This is a genomic window from Photorhabdus noenieputensis (genome assembly GCF_018448935.1).
Lineage (GTDB): Bacteria > Pseudomonadota > Gammaproteobacteria > Enterobacterales > Enterobacteriaceae > Photorhabdus > Photorhabdus noenieputensis.
This window is the reverse complement of the sequence record NZ_RCWC01000065.1, coordinates 1-6,893: the sequence shown is the minus strand read 5'-3', so window position 1 is coordinate 6,893 and position 6,893 is coordinate 1. Positions and strand designations below refer to the sequence as shown.

At 41.3% G+C, this 6,893-nt stretch carries 7 protein-coding genes and 1 pseudogene; 1 reads left to right on the top strand and 7 read right to left on the bottom strand.

All coding sequences use genetic code 11. From position 1 onward, the window contains the following. The 7 genes and pseudogenes from EAE91_RS25125 to metN all read right to left on the bottom strand — a co-directional run. A pseudogene (locus tag EAE91_RS25125) lies at nucleotides 1-121 on the bottom strand (IS982 family transposase); the annotation flags it as partial. Between the two features lie 92 nt (nucleotides 122-213). After that, the gene (gene proS, locus EAE91_RS22705; protein ID WP_214090442.1) at nucleotides 214-1,932 is read right to left on the bottom strand and encodes a proline--tRNA ligase; all 1,719 of its coding nucleotides are present in this window, start codon (nucleotides 1,930-1,932) and stop codon (nucleotides 214-216) included. A gap of 125 nt (nucleotides 1,933-2,057) precedes the next feature. Beyond that, a complete protein-coding gene (gene tsaA, locus EAE91_RS22700) occupies nucleotides 2,058-2,765 on the bottom strand; it encodes a tRNA (N6-threonylcarbamoyladenosine(37)-N6)-methyltransferase TrmO (RefSeq protein ID WP_214090441.1) in 708 nt (235 codons plus the stop codon). Beyond that, a complete protein-coding gene (rcsF, locus tag EAE91_RS22695; RefSeq protein WP_280520305.1) occupies nucleotides 2,762-3,109 on the bottom strand; it encodes an Rcs stress response system protein RcsF in 348 nt (115 codons plus the stop codon). The genes tsaA and rcsF overlap by 4 nt, the downstream gene beginning before the upstream one ends. Nucleotides 3,110-3,302: 193 nt before the next feature. Next, nucleotides 3,303-4,118, bottom strand: a complete 816-nt coding sequence (locus EAE91_RS22690) for a MetQ/NlpA family lipoprotein (RefSeq protein ID WP_036812082.1) — start codon at nucleotides 4,116-4,118, stop codon at nucleotides 3,303-3,305. A gap of 65 nt (nucleotides 4,119-4,183) precedes the next feature. Further along, nucleotides 4,184-4,837 (bottom strand): methionine ABC transporter permease MetI, encoded by a 654-nt coding sequence (locus EAE91_RS22685; protein ID WP_040154155.1) that lies wholly within the window; start codon nucleotides 4,835-4,837, stop codon nucleotides 4,184-4,186. Continuing rightward, on the bottom strand, nucleotides 4,830-5,861 hold the full coding sequence (gene metN, locus EAE91_RS22680; protein WP_214090439.1) for a methionine ABC transporter ATP-binding protein MetN: 1,032 nt from the start codon (nucleotides 5,859-5,861) through the stop codon (nucleotides 4,830-4,832). The genes EAE91_RS22685 and metN overlap by 8 nt, the downstream gene beginning before the upstream one ends. 196 nt (nucleotides 5,862-6,057) lie before the next feature. Between metN and gmhB the strand changes: the two genes are divergently transcribed. Continuing rightward, complete coding sequence (gmhB, locus tag EAE91_RS22675; RefSeq protein WP_214090438.1) at nucleotides 6,058-6,624, top strand: D-glycero-beta-D-manno-heptose 1,7-bisphosphate 7-phosphatase; 567 nt, start codon at nucleotides 6,058-6,060, stop codon at nucleotides 6,622-6,624. Nucleotides 6,625-6,893: the final 269 nt, after the last annotated feature.

The following is a 6,893-nucleotide window of genomic DNA, read 5'->3' as shown; positions in this document are numbered from 1 at the left end:
AAAGGGAAGCTTCGCGGCGACGTTTGAGCAAACCATGTTCAATTAACTGTTGATGCCAGAGAGGAATAAATTTTTGGCAAAAGTCATCGACGCAGCAGTAAAGTTCTTCTAAATTAAACATGCCTGAGGATCTCCACGATTTTGTTTTCTTTGACAAAAACTTTGATCGTGCCTCAGGCACTTAGTTCCCTTCTTAAGCAAACCTCAGGTTAATTAATAACCAAGTTGTTGCTTCAGGTAATCAACAACATCGTCTAGTTTCAGCATCTGTTTTTCATCACCGCGACGATGTTTATATTCTACTTCGCCATTATCAAGATTACGGTCACCAATAACGATAGTATGTGGTACACCGATAAGCTCCATATCGGCAAACATCACGCCTGGGCGTTCCTTGCGATCATCAAAAATAACATCAATGCCGCTAGCGCGTAGATCGGCATACAGTTTCTCTGCAACTTCTTTAACACGGTATGACTTGTGCATATTCATTGGCAAAATAGCAACTTGGAATGGTGCAATTGCATCAGGCCAGATGATACCGCGGTCATCATGATTTTGTTCAATCGCTGCGGCGACAATACGAGTAACACCAATACCATAACAGCCCATCGTGACTATCTGATTGTGGCCGTCTTCGCCTTGAACTGTTGCTTTCATGGCATCAGAATATTTGGTGCCAAGTTGGAAGATATGGCCAACTTCAATACCACGTTTGATGAGTAATGTCCCTTTACCATCCGGGCTGGCATCACCTTCAACAACATTACGGATATCAGCAACTTCTGGTAGCGGTAGATCACGCTCCCAGTTGATACCGAAATAGTGTTTGTCATCGATATTGGCACCTGCGCTAAAGTCACTCATCACTGCCACACTGCGATCGATAATAACGGGTATCGGCAGATTGACAGGTCCCAATGAACCTGGGCCTGCACCAATAATTGAGCGAATCTCTTCTTCAGTAGCAAAAGTCAGCGGGCTGGCAACTAAAGATAATTTCTCTGCTTTAATTTCATTAAGTTCATGGTCGCCGCGAACCAGTAAGGCAACCAATTTATGGCCTGCGTCTTCTGCTGCGTGAACCATCAGGGTCTTAACCGTTTTCTCAATTGGCAGATTGAATTGTTCAACCAGTTCAGCAATTGTTTTTGCGTTTGGAGTATCTACCAGATGCATCTCTTCTGTTGGTGCTGCGCGATCATGAGCGGGGGCAACAGCTTCGGCTAATTCAATATTAGCTGCGTAATTGGATTCAGTTGAGAAAACGATATCATCTTCTCCACTGGCTGCCAGAACCTGAAATTCATGGGAAGCACTACCACCGATGGAGCCGGTATCTGCCAGGACAGCGCGAAAATCCAAACCTATGCGGGTAAAAATTTTGCTGTAGGCTTCGTACATGTTGTCGTAAGTTTCTTGTAATGATGCTTGGGTAGCATGGAAAGAGTAAGCATCTTTCATTAGGAATTCACGGGAACGCATCACGCCAAAACGAGGGCGAACTTCATCACGAAATTTAGTCTGAATCTGGAATAAAGTCAGTGGTAACTGCTTATATGAACTGACTTCGTTGCGGATTAGATCAGTGATGACCTCTTCATGAGTTGGACCTAGTACAAAAGGACGATCGCCTCGGTCAACAAAACGCAGTAACTCTGGACCGTATTGTTCCCAACGGCCACTTTCTTGCCATAGATCTGCCGGTTGCACGATGGGCATAGATATTTCAATCGCTCCGGTATTGTTCATCTCTTCACGAACAATTTTTTCGACTTTTTTGAGTACACGAATACCTGTAGGCATCCAATTATACAGACCTGAAGCGAGTTTACGGATCATGCCCGCACGTAGCATCAGCTTATGGCTGACAACTTCCGCATCGGCAGGCGTCTCTTTTAATGTAGAGAGCAGATATTGGCTAGTACGCATTGTTAGGTTCCATTAGAGCAGCAAATTGCTTCTGACTGGCAGAAATTTGCCAGCCGATAAAAAAATGAAAATAAGCCTTTAGTCTACCAGTGAGTTTAAGATGCCAAAAGGGTATATGCTGATTTTTAATAGGGATCTATGGAGACCACTTCGGTTAATGCGCCACGAATTCTCCAGCGCACATTGAAATCCAGTAGATGAGCTGCATATTCCCGATTTTCCTGTTCTCTTCTCCGGTAAGCAGGACGAGGATCTTGGGCTAAAACTTGGCTGATAAAACGGCGTAAGTTCGGATAAATGCTTTGAACTGAGATGAGCTGTTGTTCAGCGGCAGGTAAAAATATCACTTCCATATCGGTAGAAGGGGCTTGCTGTGCAAAACCTGCCACTGCATGTGGCTGACATTCGGCAAAAGATAAATAAGGCTTAATATCAATAACAGGTGTACCATCAACTAAATCCAGGCTACCCAATTCCAGAGTAACTTGACCTTTCCTGTATTCGATCCCTTTAAGTTCAATCAGAGACATACCAATTGGGTTTGGCCGAAAAGTCGAACGGGTTGCGAATACACCCATCTTTGCATTGCCACCTAAACGAGGAGGACGTACCATTGGCTTCCAGCCGCCTTCTATTGTTTGATGGAAGATAAAAATAACCCACAGATGACTAAATTGTTCCAGGCCACGAACTGCATCCGGCTGGTTATAGGGAGGAAGAAGTACCAATTTCCCACCACCATCTTCAATAAGACCTGGTTGGCGGGGAACGGCAAATTTTTCTTTATAAGGGGAATGGATAACCCCTATCTGCGTGAAATGGAAATCGGTCATTGGGTGATAAGCAGGGCTGAACCTTCACATATTGCTATCTGGTAGCATCCTTGGCCTGATAATATTTCGCATTGATGCAATAAAACAGCGTTAGCATCCAAATAAGCTGCTTTGGTTATCATTTGGTTGCGAGCCACGGTGATATTCGCTGGTGGATCCTGTAAGGAACTACGACATGATTGACCAGAAACAATCCCTAACTCTTTGAATGAGTTACCTAATAATTCTTCACTCTTGGTATATAATTTTACGGATGAAGAAAAGTGTTTTTTTTCGCCAGTTGATAGTTTTGTGAGTCTCATATCTGATAACTGGGAAGAATCAGGGAATGTTGTTTGTTGCATTGAACATCCTGTTATGGACAGTGCTAACAAAGAGGCAAATAGCCTACGCATTATAGATCCTCGAATTTTTACTATTAGAGTTAAGCGAGTAGATCAGGTTAACAAATAATACCGAAAACATGATGCCATAATAAATCAGGCGGACAAACTGTCCGCCTGATTATTCTAATATCAATGAGCGTAATATGAAAGATTACCAACCTTTCACTGCACCACCATTAAAGATCTTATTGGCAGCTTCATCAACTTCGTCGGATTGATATGCCTTAACGAATTTCTTAACGTTTTCAGCATCTTTATTATCTTCTCGACTAACTAGTAGGTTTACATATGGAGAATCTTTATCTTCAACAAATAAACCATCTTTTGCTGGAGTCAGTCCAATCTGGCTTGCATATGTCGTATTGATGATGGCCAGAGCAATTTTTTGATCATCCAGTGAACGTGGTAATTGTGGTGCTTCCAGTTCGACTAGTTTTAGATTCTTAGGGTTTTCAACAATATCTAGAACTGTTGGCAATAAACCTATGCCATCTTTCAGTTTAATTAGACCTTGTTTCTGTAACAGTAATAAAGAACGGCCTAAGTTCGTTGGATCGTTTGGTAACGCAATTTGGGAACCATCCTGTAATTCATCTAGGGATTTAATTTTTTTGGAATAACCCGCAATTGGGTAAACAAAAGAGTTGCCAACTATGACCATCTTATAACCACGGTCTTTGATCTGCTGATCCATATAGGGTTTGTGCTGGTATGCATTCAGATCAATATCACCTTTACTCAGTGCTTCGTTTGGTAATACAAAATCATTAAAGGTCACCAACTCTACATCTAGACCATATTTATCTTTAGCGACTTTTTTAGCAATTTCAGCAACTTCCTGCTCTGCACCAACGATAACACCGACTTTAATATGGTTTGGATCTTGTTTCTCTTGCCCACAACCCGCCAAGATTAATGAACCTAAAAGAGCGCTGATAGTTGCGATTGTTCTTAATTTAACAGACATACTTTACCCCTATAGAATACTGATTTATGAGTACCGATACAGGTACTGCTATTAAAATGATCTTGTTATTTATGTGTTGTGGCCTTAACTAAACGGTCACCACTTAATTGAATTAAATAAACTAAAATAACCAGTAATACTAATACAGTATTCATTACTGTTGCATTATAGCCGATATAACCGTATTGGTAGCCAATCTGACCTAATCCACCTGCACCTACAGCACCTCCCATTGCAGAATAACCGACTAAAGTAATGAGGGTAATTGTGGCTGCATTGAGCAAACCAGGCAATGCTTCAGGTAACAGAATTTTCTTTATAATCTGGAATGGGGTGGCTCCCATTGCTCTAGCGGCTTCAATTAGTCCCGATGGAATTTCTAATAAAGCATTTTCCACCATACGAGCAATAAATGGTGCAGCACCTATGGTTAATGGGACAATGGCAGCCTGTAAACCGATCGATGTTCCCACAATTAATCGGGTAAAAGGAATCATCCACACCAGCAAAATGATAAATGGGATAGAACGGAAAACATTAACTACCGCTGAAAGAAAACGATAGAGTTTGCTATTTTCCATAATTTGACCAGGACGGGTGACATATAACAATACACCTATTGGCAATCCGATAATGAATCCAAAGAAACCAGAAACAAAAGTCATTACTAGAGTTTCCCAGACGCCTTTAGCCAGTAATAAAATCATTCCTTCAGACATAACCGAGAACCTCTACTTTCACATGATGATCTTGTAAAAACTTAATCGTTGATTCAACGCCGCCATTTTCACCGTGTAATTCAGCTAACATCACACCAAATTTTACGCCACCGGCATAGTCGATTTGAGAACTTAATATATTCATATCAATATCAAAACGACGTACCGCCATTGAAATCAGTGGGGCATCTACAGACTGACCAGTGAACTCTAATTTCAATAATGGACTAAGATCTGGTGCTGGGTGGCTTTGCATTTTTTGTACATAATCTTCAGGGATATCCAGATGCAAAGTTGACTGAATAAATGCCTGAGCGATAGGTGTCTTGGGATGAGAGAACACTTCACTAACAATGTCTTGTTCAATCAGTTGCCCACCACTAATAACGGCTACTTGATCACAAATACGCTTGACGACATCCATTTCATGTGTAATTAACAGAATGGTTAGTCCCAGACGGCGATTAATATCTTTCAATAACTCTAGAATAGAACGAGTTGTTGCGGGATCCAAAGCGCTGGTTGCTTCATCACATAAAAGTACTTTAGGTGAATTAGCCAAAGCACGAGCAATAGCAACGCGTTGTTTCTGTCCGCCAGAGAGATTTGCTGGATAAGCATCATGTTTATCTGCAAGACCAACAAGCTCCAATAATTCGTCTACTCGCTTTTTGATTTCGGCCTTTGGAACGTTATCCAGTTCCAAAGGTAAAGCTATATTGCCAAACACTGTTCTTGAAGACAGCAAATTAAAGTGCTGGAAAATCATGCCAATACGACGACGTGCACGGGTTAAATCACTATCAGATAAGATAGTTAAATCCTGACCATCAACCAGTACTTGCCCGGAAGTTGGACGCTCAAGCATATTTACACAGCGAATCAGTGTACTTTTACCTGCTCCGGATGCGCCGATGACACCGTAAATTTGCCCTTGCGGAACATGCAGGCTGATATCTGAAAGCGCGTTAATAGAACGGGCACCCTGCTGGAATATTTTATTGATATGAGAAAGTTTTATCATTTTTATTCTTATTTTGTTTTTATAAAAATTTTGAAAATTGATAGCTTGAACATTTTTGAGAAAGCAAACCACCCGTTGAATCGGATGTTAAGGTGTCTAGACGTCTAAGTCAACTGTGAATAAATTAATTGCTGCATTCTCATTCATGGCTAAATCGTGCGATACTGAGAACTTCTTACATTTTTGGAGCAATCGGGTGACACAAGGTATTCCTGCCGTATTTTTAGATCGTGACGGAACAATAAATATCGATCATGGTTATGTACATGAAATAGATGATTTTCAATTTATCGATGGTGTCATTGAAGCCATGATTGAATTGAAAAAGATGGGGTATGCACTGGTATTAGTTACAAACCAGTCAGGTATTGCCCGTGGCATTTTTGATGAAGAGCAGTTTTTGCAACTAACGGAATGGATGGATTGGTCGCTAGCAGACCGTGGTGTGGATTTGGATGGCATCTATTATTGCCCTCATCACCCAGATGCAACTGAAGAGCAATATAAGAAGAGTTGTGACTGCCGTAAACCGCAGCCGGGTATGTTGCTGGATGCGCAGAGGGAACTTGGTATCGATATGACGGCTTCTTTTATGATTGGTGACAAAATCGAAGATATGCAAGCCGCGACGTTGGCAAAAATTGGCACTAAAGTATTAGTTCGCACAGGTAAACCTGTTAACACGGAAGCTGAACAAGCGGCTGATTTGATAATAAATAGTCTTGCAGACTTACCTAAAGCAATTAAAAGCATTAAAAAGTAGGCATTTTGTTCTTTATATCGTCGATTTGTTGAAAAAATCTTCGAATAAAAGTTTTTTTCAAATAAACGCTTGCCAGCGCCAAAGAACTCCCTATAATGCGCCACCACTGACCGACACAACGCTGATAAACATTGTGAGGTCAGGCAGAGAACCAGCCAATAAGCGCTTGACTCTGCGGGCGAAAAGCGTAGTATACGCAGCCCGGCTGAACGAGAATATTAAATTTTAATTCAGCCTGCTCTTTAACAATTAATCAGACAATCTGTGTG